The organism is Serratia nevei (genome assembly GCF_037948395.1).
GTDB classification, from domain to species: domain Bacteria; phylum Pseudomonadota; class Gammaproteobacteria; order Enterobacterales; family Enterobacteriaceae; genus Serratia; species Serratia nevei.
This window is the reverse complement of record NZ_CP149940.1, coordinates 625,411-637,798: the sequence shown is the minus strand read 5'-3', so window position 1 is coordinate 637,798 and position 12,388 is coordinate 625,411. Positions and strand designations below refer to the sequence as shown.

Here is a 12,388-nt window from a genome sequence, read left to right as displayed (position 1 = left end):
CTGTCCCCTCTATTGGTTAAAGCAATCGCTATCCCAAGTCAAACGATTTCTTTTTTTTGCTTATTTTCCGTTCAGCGGCGACATTGCGCGATACCGGAGGTAAAAAGCAAAATGACAGAACAAAAAAACAACTTAAAGCCGATTTAATAGTGGATCACTCTGGGTAACCGCTTGATGAAGCCGCTATCACTTGGCGAGTTTTTTTTCGATGTCGTGCAGCAACGTATGCAACATCGCCGTATCTCGCTGTTGCAGCACGCCGAGCCTCTGGTGCAGCCAGTCGCGCAATTTTTGGTCATCGCCGACCTCCAATGCGTTCAACAAGGCATCGGCACGGCGGCGCAGCGCCTTGAGCTGCCCTTCCGACGCCGCCGTTTCCTGCGGCGTGCTGACGCCCATCAAGCTCGCCAACTGGTAGCAGTACACCATCACCGCTTGCCCCAGATTAAGCGACGGATAGTCCGCCTGCATCGGCACGCCGGTCAGCAAATCTGCCAGCGCCAGCTCTTCGTTGGTCAGGCCGGAATCTTCACGGCCGAACACCAGCGCGGCCTGGCCGACCCACTGCTTACGCTCGCTCAACTGTTCCAGCAGCTCAGGCGGCGTGCAGTAGTAGTGAAAACGCGCGCGGCTGCGGGCGGTAGTGGCGACGGTGAAATCCACGTCCGCCAGCGCCTGCTCCAGCGTGGCGAACGTTTGCACGCCGTCGAGGATCTCGCCGGCCCCGTGTGCCACCCAGCGCGCCGCCGGCTGCAGGTGCGCCTCGCTGTCGACGATGCGCAACGACGTGAAGCCCATGGTTTTCATCGCGCGCGCCGCCGCGCCAACGTTTTCCGGCCGCGCCGGAGCCACTAAAACAATATGAAGCTGCATCACTCTTCCACCGAAGGCGGGCCTGCGTTTTTGACGGTGGCGCAGCGCCCGCTTATATTTACAATTGCGTAACAATAAACGCGTTAATAGCAACAAACAAGATTAAACGGCTCGTTGAGCTAATAAACCCGTCGTAATAGTCATTATTCGTGCTTATGTTTTACTGCATTTATTTATCAATGAGTTAAAACAAGACGATGATCAATAAGCGAATAATTGTATCCTATCGGGCCGGATAATGCTGAATCGTTCACAGAATTTGAGGTTCTGTGACTTAAACTGGCATTTCTGTAAGTGTTTTTCACAAATCTGTTAACGTGCTACAATTGAATTTGATATATGTCAACAAAGCGTAGTTTTGTTGGGTGATGAATTCGGCACGCGCTGTTATATTGCTGTTAATGGGGTTAGGATATGCGCCGATTTGGCACCCCAAGGGGTTGTAGGGAACAGCATCCCCACCAGGCTAGCGATCTTGTTGACATGAGATGGAAAGTGCATCAAGAACGAGTTTACGTACTTTAGTCATTTGCTGAGAGGGAACGTGGCGCTATCTCTGCCCTCCTCTAAGAAAACAGAGACTTCTGTACTTCCGATTTTCTATTTTGTTGGCAATTTTAGGTAGCAAATATGCAGACCCCGCACATTCTGATTGTCGAAGACGAGTTAGTCACTCGTAACACCCTGAAGAGCATTTTCGAGGCGGAAGGCTACATTGTTCATGAAGCCAATGATGGTGCAGAGATGCACAATATCCTGTCTGAAAATGATATCAATCTGGTCATCATGGACATCAACCTGCCAGGCAAAAACGGCCTGCTGTTGGCGCGCGAACTGCGCGAACAGGCCAGCGTCGCCTTGATGTTCCTGACCGGTCGCGATAACGAAGTGGATAAAATCCTCGGCCTGGAAATCGGCGCCGACGATTACATCACCAAACCGTTCAACCCGCGTGAGCTGACCATCCGCGCACGCAACCTGCTGTCGCGTACCATGAACCTGGGCAGCCTGGGCGAAGAGCGCCGCCTGGTCGAGAGCTACAAGTTCAACGGTTGGGAGCTGGACATCAACAGCCGCTCGCTGATCAGCCCGGCCGGCGAACAGTACAAGCTGCCGCGCAGCGAATTCCGCGCCATGCTGCACTTCTGCGAAAACCCGGGCAAGATCCAGTCCCGTGGCGAACTGCTGAAGAAAATGACCGGCCGCGAGCTGAAGCCGCATGACCGTACCGTGGACGTCACCATCCGTCGCATTCGCAAACACTTCGAATCGACGCCGGACACGCCGGAAATCATCGCCACCATTCACGGCGAAGGCTACCGCTTCTGCGGCGATCTGGAAGAGTAATTCCGGCCTGCCGTCATGAAAACGGGGTTCAGCATGCTGAACCCCGTTTTTTTTATTTCGTCTCGGCCCACGGCATGATCGGCACCGCGCTCAGCGCGTTCTTCGGCGAGCCGTCGATCACCTTGTCGGAGTAGCTGAGGTAAATCAGCGAATTGCGCTTGGCGTCGTAGAAGCGCACCACCTGCAGCTTCTTGAACACCAGCGAGGTGCGTTTCTGGAACACCACATCGCCTTCCGCCTTGCCGTTTTTGATCTTGTCGCTCAGCTCGATAGGCCCCACCTGCTGGCAGGAAATGGCCGCGTCGGCGGTGTCTTCCGCCAGCCCCAGGCCGCCTTTGATGCCGCCGGTTTTGGCGCGGCTGATATAACAAGTTACATTTTTAACATCCGGATCGTCGAACGCTTCCACCACGATTTTGTGGTCTGGCCCCAACAATTTAAACACCGTATCAACGGAACCTACCTGCTCCGCCTGCGCGCTGCCAACGGTTGCGCAAACCAAACCGAATAAAAATATCCAGCCTTTTTTCATTTACTTAACTCCGATATAACCTTGCCGCAAAAATAGGTTCGGCGATCGCCATTATTTATGTCTAAGCTCACGGAATCGGTTTTTTACGGCTCCGCACCGTCCGTTTTAGCACAGAGCGTGACAAAAATCTTTGAGAGTCGCGGAGTAAAAAAATTGCTATGATGCGGCGTCGTTATTTCTTTGCGCCCACTACGGTGTACCCCAATCCAACTCTGGCGCGGCATGCGCAGCAGAGGCAAAGAGTGCAACGCATAATGGCTCATGGATCGGTCTGATAGCGCAGCACCAGCGTGACGAATCAACAGTTCGGGTTCCTACCCCCAAGCTTTACGAGGAAGATCTATGGATCAAGCCGGTATCATTCGTGATCTGCTTAGCTGGCTGGAAAGCCATTTGGACCAACCCTTGTCGCTGGATAACGTGGCGGCCAAGGCCGGCTACTCCAAATGGCATCTGCAACGGATGTTCAAAGATATTACCGGTAACGCCATCGGTGCTTACATCCGGGCAAGGAGGCTGTCCAAAGCCGCCGTCGCGCTGCGTCTGACCGGCCGGCCGATTTTGGATATCGCCCTGCAATACCGTTTCGACTCGCAGCAGACCTTCACCCGCGCCTTCAAAAAACAGTTTGCGCAAACGCCAGCGCTGTACCGCCGTGCCGAAGACTGGAACGCGTTCGGCATCTGTCCGCCGATCCGTCTGGGGGCCTTCACCCTGCCGCAGCCGGAATTCGTTTCGTTGCCGGATAAGCATCTGGTTGGCCTGACCCAAAGCTACTCCTGTACGCTGGAACAGATCACCACCGTGCGCACCGAACTGCGCTCGCAGTTCTGGCGCCAGTTCCTCGGTGACGTCGATACCCTGCCGCCGGTGTTGTACGGGCTGCACCACTCGCGCCCGAGCCAGGAGAAGGACGACGAACAGGAAGTGCTGTACACCACGGCGCTGGAGCCGGATCAGGTGCCTGACAAAGTACAGGAAGGCCAGCCGCTGGTGTTGCCGGGCGGTGAATTCGCGATGTTCAGCTATGAAGGGCCCACCGAGGGGCTGCAAGACTTCATCCTGACGGTGTACGGCACCTGCCTGCCGGCGCTCCAGCTGACGCGCCGCAAGGGGCACGACATCGAGCGTTTCTATCCGAAAGGCGAGCGCCGTCCGCATCAGGCGCCTATCGAGATCAAGTGCGATTACCTGATCCCGATTCGACGTTAACGCTGCAGTTCGTCCAACGCGGGCATGTCCAGATGCGTGACATCGCCCGCCGTTTCCACTATCCAGCCGGAAGCCAGCCACGGGCTCTGCTGGTGATCGACGCGCGACAGTGAGCAGTTGCGCAAGCGCAGGCGACGTTCCGCATAGGCCGGCAGCCCGAGCACCGTACTGATCAAACACCCCAACGCGATGCCATGGCTGACGAGCAGCGGCTTGCTGCCTTCCGGCAGCATCAAGCAGCTCTCCAGCGCGGCACGCATGCGCTCGCCCAGCTCCTCCATGGATTCGCCTTGAGGGATACGGCCGTCAGGAGTACCATCGACCATCTGTTTGCGCCACTGCTCTTCCTGCGGCGTCAAACTGTCGATCAGGCGTTCTTCCAGAACCCCCATGTGCAGCTCACGCAAACGCGGATCGCAAATCACTTCGCAGCCACAGGCTTCGGCGATGATCTGCGCGGTGCGGCGCGTGCGCCCCAGATCGCTGGTAATGATATGCGTAATGCCTTCTTTGCTGACGCGCCTGGCGACCAGACGGGCCTGGTGTTCACCCATGGCGGTTAACGGGCTGTCGGACTGACCCTGGATGCGGCGAGCCGCGTTCCATTCCGTTTCGCCATGGCGAACGAGGTATACCTGTAACATTTTTGTTTTCCGTTATACTGCGTGAAATTTGCGTTTATCCCCGGCCCGGCGGCGCTTTTGCCGCTGCCCGGCGTATCGGCCAGAAGGATATCAAACCCGTTATGTACCATGTTGTCGCTGCAACTACCAACCCGGCAAAGATCAAGGCTATTCAACTGGCCTTCGACGACGTCTTCGGCGCGGGCCACTATCGCATTGAAGCCGTCGACGTCGCCAGCGGCGTCTCGCTGCAGCCGATAGGCAATCACGAAACGCGCACCGGCTCGCGCCAACGCGTCATGGAAGCGCGCCAGGTCAGGCCCGAGGCCGATTTTTGGGTCGGCGTAGAAGCCGGGATTGAAGAGAATATGACCTTCGCCTGGATGACCATCGAGAACCCGCACATCCGCGGCGAATCCCGCTCGGCGAGCCTGATGCTGCCGGAAGTCATCTTACAAGGTATTCGCGCCGGTCGCGAATTGGGCAGCGAAATGGCGGCAATCACCGGCAACCCCGAGGTGAAGCGTCAGGGCGGCGCCATCGGCGTCTTCACCGACGGCCGGCTGAGCCGCACCAGCGTTTATCATCAGGCGCTGCTGCTGGCGCTGGTGCCGTTCCACAACGCCATCTATCAGCAATAACCCCGAGCCTGTTAGGGCGCGTCGTGCAGCAACTGCTGCTCAAGCCACTGTTTCAGCGCCGGTGAAGCCGCTTTCAGGCTGTTCGATCCGCGGGTGATGGTGGCAATCCCCGCGCCCAGTTCATTTTTCAGCTCACGCTGGCTCATTTCGCCGCGCATCAGTTCCTGAATGATCCGTACCCGAGTGCCCAGCGCGGTGCGCTCGTCCGGCGTCAGCATCAGCTGCAGCAGCGGTTGATGCAGTTCTTGCGCAAACGAATTCTGCAGCAGCGCGACGAAGCGCAGCCAATCCTCATTGCCTTGTTCTGAAAGAGCGGGGTCGTTTAACGATAATTGCGTCATGGCAGCCACCATACTATTTAACTAGTACAGCAGCATACCATAGGGCCGTCAAAATCAATAACGTCTCTGCCACTCGGCGTCGGTCAGCACCTTGGCCGGCCGGTGCGTCAGATAGCGGTAAAACGCGTCATAGGCCAGCACGTTCTTGACGTAGCCACGGGTTTCCGAGAACGGAATGCTTTCGATGAACGCCACCGGATCGATCCGCCCTGCGCTGTTGCCCAGCCAGGTGTTCACCCGCGACGGGCCGGCGTTATAGGCGGCGGTCGACAGGATGCGGTTGCGGCCGAACTGCTGATAGACCGACTCCAGATAGCTGGTGCCGATGGTGATGTTGGTCTGCGGATCGAACAGCTGGCTCGGGCCGACGTAACCGGGGATGTTGAACATCTGCACCGTATGCTGCGCGGTGCGCGGCATCACCTGCATCAGGCCGGAAGCGCCAACCGGCGACTGTGCCTTCGGATTCCAGGCGCTCTCCTGACGCGCTATCGCCATCGCATAGCTGGTGGTGATCCCCTTGTCATCGGTGGCGCGGCGGAACTCCTGCGGCCAGGCGACCGGGAAGCGTTCCTCCAGGTGATCCCACAGCTTGCCGACGATGGTCGCCTGCACGCTCAGATCGGCCCATTTTTGCTCAAAGGCGTAACGCGCCAGCGCCTCTTGTTCCGGCCGGCTGCGGCTGGCGACGTAGGAACCCCACTCGCTGCGGGCCAGGTTGTCCATATTCCAGTACATCAGCTCGCGCACCCGGGCGACTTCCGGCCCGTCGGTCAGCGACGCGCGCGGCTTGGCCGCCACCGCCACCATCACCGGATAAGTGGCGTTCAGCTTCTGCGCCGCCACCATCGGATAGAAGCCGCGTTCGGTCATCAGGTTACGCAATATCTCCTCGCCTTCGGCGCGTTTCCCTTCGTCCATCAGTTGACTGGCGCGCCAGTAGCGCCACTCATCCTTGTTGCGCGACTCTTCCGGCAGGCGCGCCAGCCAGGTCGCCACGCCCTGCCGATCGCCGTTACCCAGCGCCATGCGCACCCGGCGCTCCAGCAGCGAAGGCGAACGGCTGCGCAGGATCACCTGATCGCGCCACTGCGCCTGTTCAAAGGTGGCATCGCTGCCCATCAGGCGCCAGGCCACCGCCTCTTCCAGCCCCAGCCGCTCGTCGTCGCTCATTTTCTGCAGCCGCGCAAGCGTCGGGATCATCGCCCGCGCGTTTTCCACATCCTGCCGCGCCAGGCGCTCAAAGGCGATGCCGGTGGCGGCGCGGGTAAAGTCGGTCGGCCCCACGCTGCGGGCGAAGGCTTCCACGGTGGTCGGATCGTTTTGCAAGCGCACCAGGGCGTTGCCCATGGTCTGGTAGTCGGCCGGCAGTTGGCTGTAGAGGTTGCTGACCAGTGAACTGTTACCCTCTTTCAGCGCCAGCTTCATGCGCGCCAGAATATCGAGCGGCGTCTGCTTGCCCGCGCCGCGCCAGACGCTGAACAGCCGATCGCAAGCGCTCGGCAGCGTTTTGCCGTTCAGCCACAGTTCGTCGGCGCCGCTCCAGGCCGCCTGCTGATCGCCGGTGGCCCACTTGGCGTAGTAATAGTTGCAGCGCGCCGCCACCGGTTTGGGCGGCTGCGGGCTGAAGGCCAACAGGGTGCGCCAGTCTTCGCGACGCGCCAGCTCATTGACGAAGCGCGGCGCCAGTGATTTCGCCGGCGGCAGCGTCGGGTTGCGTTTGATAAAGTCGTTCACCTCGGAGAACCCCGCCTGACTCAGATCCTGCGTCAGCTCGCGGTATTCCAGGTAAGGATAAAGCGGGTAATCGCGCAGCGTCGGCATCAGCTGCGCCACCACGTCCATCTGATTGCCGTCCCACGCCTGTTTGATCTGCTGGTAGCGCTGACGTTGCGCATCCAGAGAATCCGCCAGCGCCGCGCCGGAAAACGCCGTCAGGCACAGCCCCATCGCCAACAGCCGTCGCTTGTCCACCTTGACCATCCTCGCTCTTTCCTCACTGGTTATACCGCAGGAGCCGCCCAGCTCCCCGGTGACCGCCGCGCCACGGCGCCGCGGGACAAAATAAAGCCGGGCGCACGGCCCGGACGCAGATATCTACCATAGACAGCGCAATCGCTTATCCATTCAATACTGTAGAAGAAGAAGTGTATCGCCATGACGGGAGCCAGGTAAAAAACGTTTACTTTGGCTGACAAATCAGGCCGGCGGGATATTTCCAGCCACCGGATTTTTATTAGCCGCCCCGGTGCTTATTGGAGAAGTAAAATACTTTTTAATTATTAGCTATCACATTATTACATTTTCGAAATGACGCAGTCGTTGCGCAAATCGCCTGACAGCTGGCCAAACGCGCCAACTTTGCAGAAAAGCGGTGGCAAACCCGGGTAGGCATTTTTATACTATCAAAAATAAGTAGGATAATTCCGAGAAAACAGCACATAAAGCGCCCAACGAAGACATCTTATAATACAATCCGCGCCAATTATGGGTTAGATAGTGTTCATTAGGCAGTGCGACTGACAGCTTTCAGCAAAACGATTGTCCCTTCAAGCGGGCCGGATTTTTCCTTGTCAGGCCACGGCCTGCGGGCGGTGGATCAGGCCGGAATGGCGGGTGAAAATGGCAAGTAAGACCGCGATAGCGATGCGTTGCGCAAAAAGCCCCGTGCCGGGCTTCCATGCCGCACGCCTGAATATCGGTCGCCTGTTGCTGATCGTTTTGTTGGTGCTGCTGACGTTGCCCGGGCCTGCGCGCGCCGCCGATGATCCCTATCAAAAGCGCACGCACGCCGTAACGACCGTGGTGGTCGGCATCATCAGCTACGCCCGCTGGTCGCGTGAACCCAATCCGATCCGGTTGTGCGTGACCGCACCCACCCAGTATGCCGAAGGGTTGTTCGATCCGATCCTGCTCAGCGCCCCGCGTCCGATTAAAGCCGAGCGCGTGCCGTTCGACAGCCCAACGCTGAGTACCGGCTGCGATGTTATCTACTTAGGGAACATCACCGCCGCGCAGAGACAAAATTTCATGCAGCGCATTTCCGGCAACTCCATTCTCAGCATCAGCGAGAACGATAGCGAATGCTCCGCCGGCAGCGCATTTTGCCTGCAGATCGATGGGGATCAGGCCAGCTTCAAGGTCAACCTGGACGCCCTGGCGCGCAGCGGCGTGCGCGTCCACCCCAACGTGCTGCAGCTGGCACGCAAACAGGCGCCGCCGCTATGAGGCTGTTGCGTAAAAACCGTTCCGGCAATGCGCGCCCGACGCTGGGCCGAGTGCTGCAGCGGGTGCATCTTGGGCTGGCGCTGATCGCCGTCGGCACCGCCGGCATCTTTTTGACGCTGGTGGCGCTGTTTGCACTGCGCGCCTATGCCAACCACAACCTGCACCTGATCGCGCGCTCCATCAGTTATACCGTCGAGGCCGCCGTGGTGTTTGAAGACCGCACCGCCGCGCGCGAGGCGCTGATGCTGATCGCCTCCAACGAAGAAGTATCGGACGCGCGGATCCTCGACAACAACGGCAAGATGCTGGCCAACTGGCGCCATCCCACCGATGGGCCGCTGCACGGCCTGGAGCAGATCGTCGCACACTGGGCGCTGCCCGAACCGGTCATCCTGCCCATCACCCACGAGGGTAAGCAGGTCGGCCAGGTCTGGCTGAGCGGCAACGGCGGCAGCCTGCTGCGTTTCCTGTTGCGCGGCATGGTCGGCATGATCGCCTGCCTGGTGCTCAGTACCTTGTGCGCCCTGGTGTTGTCGCGCCGTATGCTGGTCGGCATCGTCAGTTCGCTGGACGACATCGCCAACGTGGCGCACGCGGTGCGCCGCGATCGCACCTTCGGCCTGCGGGTGCCGTCGGCGCCGATCGCCGAGCTGCATGAGCTCAGCAACGATTTCAACGGCTTGCTCGACGAGCTGGAGGCCTGGCAGGCCCACCTGAAGCAGGAGAACGACTCGCTGGCCCACCGGGCGACGCACGACAGCCTGACCGGCTTGCCGAATCGCGCCTTCTTCGAAGGGCGGCTGAGCCGCGCCCTGGGCGATATCGAGCCGCCGGCAAAATTGGCGGTGCTGTTTATCGACGGCGATCGCTTCAAGGAAGTGAACGACAGTTACGGCCACGCCGCAGGCGATGCGGTGCTGACCACCATTGCCGGACGCATTCGCGCGCAGCTGCGCGAGACCGATCTGGTCGCGCGTCTGGGCGGGGATGAATTCGCCGTGCTGCTGGCGCCGGTACACGGCACGGAAGATGTCCTGCAGATCGCTGACAACATCATCGACTGCATGACGCAACCGGTCATTTTGCCGAACGACGAGGCGGTCATTACCTCTCTGAGTATCGGTATTGCGCTGTACCCTGATCACGCCTCGACGCCTCAGGGTCTTTTGCACGAAGCTGACGATGCGATGTATCAGGCAAAGCATCGTTATAACGGAGGCTGGCGGCTGGCTATACATAAATAAGAGCCCCGGCTATAACACTTGAACTAGGGATTTTGACTATGATACAGCAACTGTTTAAAGGTCGTTTTTCACTGCTGACGATGGTGTTCGTCGCCCTGCTGGCGCTCGCCGGCTGCCAGAGCAAGCCGCAGGGCCTGACGCCCGAGCAGATCGCGCTGCTGCAATCGCAGGGCTTCAAGCTGACCGATAACGGCTGGGAGTTTGGCCTGTCGGATAAGGTGCTGTTCGGCAACAACATCGGCAAGCTGAACCCGGAAAGCACCGAGACGGTGCAGAAGATGGGCCGTGCGCTGCTGAGCGTCGGCATCACCAAGTTCCGCCTGGACGGCCATACCGACAACTACGGTGAAGACAGCTATAACGATCAGCTCTCCCTGCGCCGCGCCGATGCGGTGGCCGATCTGCTGGCCAGCGTCGGCATTCCGCGCGCCAATATCGAAACCCGCGGCATGGGCAAGCGCGATCCCGTTGCCGATAACCGCACCTCCAGCGGCCGCGCGGAAAACCGCCGCGTCGCGATCGTCGTCACGCCATAAGCCACCAATATGCGCCTTTATCGGCGCATAAACGGTTATACTTAGCGATCGCTGAGCGATGTCTGGGATCCGAGATCGAAACGGGCTACACTCATGCCGCCAGACATCCTATAAATACTGATATAGAGAGGCTTAGAGCAACGTGGCTCAATACGTCTATACCATGCACCGCGTCGGCAAGGTCGTACCGCCGAAGCGTCATATTTTGAAAAACATCTCCCTGAGCTTCTTCCCTGGGGCCAAAATCGGCGTACTGGGCCTGAACGGCGCCGGTAAGTCCACCCTGCTGCGCATCATGGCCGGCATCGATACCGACATCGAAGGGGAAGCGCGCCCACAGCCGGGCATCAAGATCGGTTACCTGCCGCAGGAGCCGCAGCTTAACCTCGAACACACCGTGCGTGAATCGGTGGAAGAAGCGCTGGCAGAAGTGGTCGGCGCGCTGAAACGCCTGGACGAAGTGTACGCGCTGTACGCGGAAGAAGGCGCAGACTTCGACAAGCTGGCCGCCGAACAGGGCCGCTTGGAAGAGATCATTCAGGCGCACGACGGTCACAACCTCAACGCCCAACTGGAACGCGCCGCCGATGCGCTGCGCCTGCCGGACTGGGACGCCAAAATCGCCCACCTGTCCGGGGGTGAGCGTCGCCGCGTAGCGCTGTGCCGCCTGCTGCTCGAAAAACCGGACATGCTGCTGCTGGACGAACCGACCAACCACCTGGACGCCGAGTCCGTGGCCTGGCTGGAACGCTTCCTGCACGATTTCGAAGGCACCGTGGTGGCGATCACCCACGACCGTTACTTCCTGGATAACGTGGCCGGCTGGATCCTCGAACTGGACCGCGGCGAGGGCATTCCATGGGAAGGCAACTACTCTTCCTGGCTGGAGCAGAAAGACGCGCGTCTGGCGCAGGAAGCCTCCGCCGAAGCCGCTCGTCGCAAGTCGATCGAGAAAGAGCTGGAGTGGGTGCGTCAGGGTGCCAAAGGCCGTCAGTCCAAAGGCAAGGCCCGTTTGGCCCGCTTCGAAGAGCTGAACAACACCGAATACCAGAAACGCAACGAAACCAACGAACTGTTCATTCCACCTGGCGCACGCCTGGGCGATAAAGTGGTCGAAGTCAGCAACCTGCGCAAGTCCTACGGCGACCGCCTGCTGATCGACGACCTGTCGTTCTCAGTGCCGAAAGGGGCAATCGTCGGCATCATCGGTCCGAACGGCGCGGGTAAATCCACGCTGTTCCGCATGATGTCCGGTCAGGAACAGCCTGACTCCGGCAGCATCGTGCTGGGCGATACCGTCAAGCTGGCGTCCGTCGATCAGTTCCGCGACAGCATGGACGGCTCGAAAACCGTGTGGGAAGAAGTTTCCGGCGGGCAGGACATCATGCGCATCGGCAACACCGAGATGCCGAGCCGCGCCTATGTCGGCCGCTTCAACTTCAAGGGCGTCGATCAGGGCAAACGCGTGGGCGAGCTGTCCGGCGGTGAGCGTGGCCGTCTGCACCTGGCCAAGCTGCTGCAGGTTGGCGGCAACGTGCTGCTGCTCGATGAACCGACCAACGACCTGGATATCGAAACCCTGCGCGCGCTGGAAAACGCCCTGCTGGAATTCCCTGGCTGCGCCATGGTGATCTCGCACGACCGTTGGTTCCTCGACCGTATCGCCACCCACATCCTGGACTACCAGGACGAGGGCAAGGTGGAATTCTTCGAAGGCAACTTCACCGAGTACGAAGAGTACAAGAAGCGTACGCTGGGCGCCGACGCGCTCGAGCCGCACCGCATCAAGTACAAGAAGATCGCCAAGTAAT

Annotated in this window: 12 protein-coding genes; 7 read left to right on the top strand and 5 right to left on the bottom strand. The window is 59.4% G+C overall.

Translation table 11 applies throughout. The features are described from left to right. Positions 1-186: 186 nt before the first annotated feature. Positions 187-873: a tRNA/rRNA methyltransferase gene (locus tag V8N38_RS02970; RefSeq protein WP_060422374.1), complete on the bottom strand. Its 687-nt coding sequence runs from the start codon at positions 871-873 to the stop codon at positions 187-189. A 630-nt stretch (positions 874-1,503) separates the two neighbouring features. On the opposite strand from V8N38_RS02970, the gene arcA reads away from it, so the two are divergent. Next, entirely contained in the window at positions 1,504-2,220 is a 717-nt protein-coding gene (gene arcA, locus V8N38_RS02965) for a two-component system response regulator ArcA (RefSeq protein ID WP_004933003.1), read from the top strand. A gap of 52 nt (positions 2,221-2,272) precedes the next feature. On the opposite strand, the gene creA is transcribed toward arcA, so the two are convergent. Continuing rightward, the gene (gene creA / locus V8N38_RS02960) at positions 2,273-2,752 is read right to left on the bottom strand and encodes a protein CreA (protein ID WP_038878540.1); all 480 of its coding nucleotides are present in this window, start codon (positions 2,750-2,752) and stop codon (positions 2,273-2,275) included. 342 nt (positions 2,753-3,094) lie between these two features. Here creA and robA point away from each other — a divergent pair, with 342 nt between their 5' ends. Beyond that, positions 3,095-3,964 (top strand): MDR efflux pump AcrAB transcriptional activator RobA, encoded by an 870-nt coding sequence (gene robA / locus V8N38_RS02955; protein ID WP_038878537.1) that lies wholly within the window; start codon positions 3,095-3,097, stop codon positions 3,962-3,964. Here robA and gpmB read toward each other — a convergent pair. Beyond that, positions 3,961-4,608, bottom strand: coding sequence for a 2,3-diphosphoglycerate-dependent phosphoglycerate mutase GpmB (gpmB, locus tag V8N38_RS02950; protein WP_038878534.1), 648 nt, complete (start codon positions 4,606-4,608; stop codon positions 3,961-3,963). The genes robA and gpmB overlap by 4 nt on opposite strands. Before the next feature lie 101 nt (positions 4,609-4,709). On the opposite strand from gpmB, the gene yjjX reads away from it, so the two are divergent. Next, entirely contained in the window at positions 4,710-5,228 is a 519-nt protein-coding gene (gene yjjX / locus V8N38_RS02945) for an inosine/xanthosine triphosphatase (protein WP_060440794.1), read from the top strand. Between the two features lie 11 nt (positions 5,229-5,239). Here yjjX and trpR read toward each other — a convergent pair whose 3' ends face one another. Then, a complete protein-coding gene (gene trpR, locus V8N38_RS02940; RefSeq protein ID WP_016929152.1) occupies positions 5,240-5,569 on the bottom strand; it encodes a trp operon repressor in 330 nt (109 codons plus the stop codon). A 54-nt stretch (positions 5,570-5,623) separates the two neighbouring features. Then, positions 5,624-7,552 (bottom strand): murein transglycosylase, encoded by a 1,929-nt coding sequence (gene sltY, locus V8N38_RS02935; protein ID WP_060440795.1) that lies wholly within the window; start codon positions 7,550-7,552, stop codon positions 5,624-5,626. 639 nt (positions 7,553-8,191) lie between these two features. On the opposite strand from sltY, the gene V8N38_RS02930 reads away from it, so the two are divergent. The 4 genes from V8N38_RS02930 (at position 8,192) to ettA (ending at position 12,387) form a co-directional block, all read left to right on the top strand. Continuing rightward, entirely contained in the window at positions 8,192-8,797 is a 606-nt protein-coding gene (locus tag V8N38_RS02930) for a YfiR family protein (RefSeq protein ID WP_060422355.1), read from the top strand. Continuing rightward, positions 8,794-10,041, top strand: a complete 1,248-nt coding sequence (locus V8N38_RS02925) for a diguanylate cyclase domain-containing protein (RefSeq protein WP_038878524.1) — start codon at positions 8,794-8,796, stop codon at positions 10,039-10,041. The genes V8N38_RS02930 and V8N38_RS02925 overlap by 4 nt, the downstream gene beginning before the upstream one ends. 38 nt (positions 10,042-10,079) lie before the next feature. Next, positions 10,080-10,577: an OmpA family protein gene (locus V8N38_RS02920; RefSeq protein ID WP_033649136.1), complete on the top strand. Its 498-nt coding sequence runs from the start codon at positions 10,080-10,082 to the stop codon at positions 10,575-10,577. A 142-nt stretch (positions 10,578-10,719) separates the two neighbouring features. After that, a complete protein-coding gene (gene ettA, locus V8N38_RS02915) occupies positions 10,720-12,387 on the top strand; it encodes an energy-dependent translational throttle protein EttA (protein ID WP_025159620.1) in 1,668 nt (555 codons plus the stop codon). The last annotated feature ends 1 nt before the right edge of the window (position 12,388 follow it).

Excerpts from the sequence above, each read along its gene's own strand:
- V8N38_RS02970 (WP_060422374.1), bottom strand. The coding sequence starts at position 873 with ATGCAGCTTCATATTGTTTTAGTGGCTCCGGCGCGGCCGGAAAACGTT.
- arcA (WP_004933003.1), top strand. The coding sequence starts at position 1,504 with ATGCAGACCCCGCACATTCTGATTGTCGAAGACGAGTTAGTCACTCGT.
- creA (WP_038878540.1), bottom strand. The coding sequence starts at position 2,752 with ATGAAAAAAGGCTGGATATTTTTATTCGGTTTGGTTTGCGCAACCGTT.
- robA (WP_038878537.1), top strand. The coding sequence starts at position 3,095 with ATGGATCAAGCCGGTATCATTCGTGATCTGCTTAGCTGGCTGGAAAGC.
- gpmB (WP_038878534.1), bottom strand. The coding sequence starts at position 4,608 with ATGTTACAGGTATACCTCGTTCGCCATGGCGAAACGGAATGGAACGCG.
- yjjX (WP_060440794.1), top strand. The coding sequence starts at position 4,710 with ATGTACCATGTTGTCGCTGCAACTACCAACCCGGCAAAGATCAAGGCT.
- trpR (WP_016929152.1), bottom strand. The coding sequence starts at position 5,569 with ATGACGCAATTATCGTTAAACGACCCCGCTCTTTCAGAACAAGGCAAT.
- sltY (WP_060440795.1), bottom strand. The coding sequence starts at position 7,552 with ATGGTCAAGGTGGACAAGCGACGGCTGTTGGCGATGGGGCTGTGCCTG.
- V8N38_RS02930 (WP_060422355.1), top strand. The coding sequence starts at position 8,192 with ATGGCAAGTAAGACCGCGATAGCGATGCGTTGCGCAAAAAGCCCCGTG.
- V8N38_RS02925 (WP_038878524.1), top strand. The coding sequence starts at position 8,794 with ATGAGGCTGTTGCGTAAAAACCGTTCCGGCAATGCGCGCCCGACGCTG.
- V8N38_RS02920 (WP_033649136.1), top strand. The coding sequence starts at position 10,080 with ATGATACAGCAACTGTTTAAAGGTCGTTTTTCACTGCTGACGATGGTG.